This window comes from Bacillus sp. LR--39, assembly GCF_053613335.1.
Window position 1 is genome coordinate 1 of sequence record NZ_JBSIOT010000065.1, and the last position, 1,890, is coordinate 1,890.

At 50.1% G+C, this 1,890-nt stretch carries 1 pseudogene; it reads left to right on the forward strand.

The features are described from left to right. A pseudogene (gene srfAC, locus ACWHAR_RS20290) lies at window positions 1–1,890 on the forward strand (surfactin non-ribosomal peptide synthetase SrfAC); the annotation flags it as partial.

Here is a 1,890-nt window from a genome sequence, read left to right on the forward strand (position 1 = left end):
TGGCGCGAATATTTAGAGGACTTTGAAGGACAAACGACGTTTGCGGAGCAAAGAAAGAAACAAAAGGACGGCTATGAGCCGAAAGAGCTGCTCTTTCCACTGCCGGAGGTGGAGACAAAGGCCTTTACCGAGCTTGCAAAATCGCAGCATACCACTTTAAGTACGGCGCTGCAGGCAGTCTGGAGCGTATTGATCAGCCGCTATCAGCAGTCTGGCGATTTGGCTTTCGGTACAGTTGTTTCAGGGCGTCCCGCGGAAATCAAAGGCGTTGAACATATGGTCGGGCTGTTTATCAACGTTGTCCCGAGACGTGTGAAGCTGTCTGAGGGTATCACATTTAACGGCTTGCTCAAGCAGCTGCAGGAGCAATCGCTGCAGTCTGAGCCGCATCAATATGTGCCGCTTTATGACATCCAAAGCCAGGCCGATCAGCCGAAACTGATTGACCACATCATTGTTTTTGAGAACTATCCGCTTCAGGATGCGAAAAATGAAGAAAGCAGTGAAAACGGCTTTGATATGGTGGATGTTCATGTTTTTGAGAAGTCGAATTATGATCTCAACCTGATGGCTTCCCCGGGAGATGAGATGCTGATTAAGCTTGCCTATAATGAGAATGTGTTTGATGAGGCGTTTATCCTGCGCTTGAAATCTCAGCTTCTCACAGCAATTCAGCAGCTCATCCAGAATCCGGATCAGCCTGTCAGCACGATCAACCTCGTTGACGACAGGGAGAGAGAATTTTTGCTAACCGGCTTAAACCCGCCTGCTCAAGCTCATGAAACAAAGCCTCTGACGGATTGGTTCAAGGAAGCAGTGAACGTCAATCCGGATGCGCCGGCGCTTACGTATTCCGGCCAGACCCTGTCTTATCGCGAATTAGATGAGGAAGCGAACCGCCTTGCACGCCGGCTGCAAAAACACGGTGCGGGCAAAGGCTCTGTTGTAGCGCTGTACACGAAGCGCTCACTTGAATTGGTGATCGGCATTCTCGGTGTATTAAAGGCGGGAGCAGCCTATCTGCCAGTTGATCCGAAGCTGCCAGAGGACCGAATCTCGTATATGCTGGCTGACAGTGCGGCAGCCTGTCTTCTGACGCATCAGGAGATGAAAGAACAAGCGGCTGAGCTGCCGTATACAGGCACAACGCTCTTCATCGATGATCAAACACGGTTTGAAGAACAGGCAAGCGATCCTGCAAATGCGATTGATCCTAATGATCCGGCATATATCATGTACACGTCCGGCACAACCGGAAAGCCAAAAGGCAATATGACCACTCATGCCAATATTCAAGGTTTGGTCAAGCATGTAGACTACATGGCATTTTCTGATCAGGATACGTTCTTGTCGGTTTCGAATTACGCCTTTGACGCATTTACCTTTGATTTCTATGCTTCTATGCTGAATGCGGCACGGCTCATTATCGCAGACGAACATACGCTGCTTGATACAGAACGGCTCACAGATCTGATTCTGCAAGAGAATGTCAATGTCATGTTTGCGACAACCGCACTATTTAATCTTCTCACGGATGCGGGAGAGGATTGGATGAAGGGGCTTCGCTGCGTGTTATTCGGCGGAGAGCGCGCCTCAGTGCCTCATGTCAGAAAAGCGCTGCGGGTCATGGGGCCGGGCAAGCTGATTAACTGCTACGGGCCGACTGAGGGAACAGTGTTTGCGACAGCTCACGTCGTGCATGATCTGCCGGATTCCATCTCCTCATTGCCGATTGGAAAGCCGATCAGCAATGCCAGTGTTTATATTCTGAACGAGCAAAGCCAGCTCCAGCCATTCGGGGCGATCGGTGAACTGTGCATCAGCGGAATGGGCGTGTCAAAAGGATATGTAAATCGTGCTGACCTCACGAAGGAAAAGTTTATTAAGAAC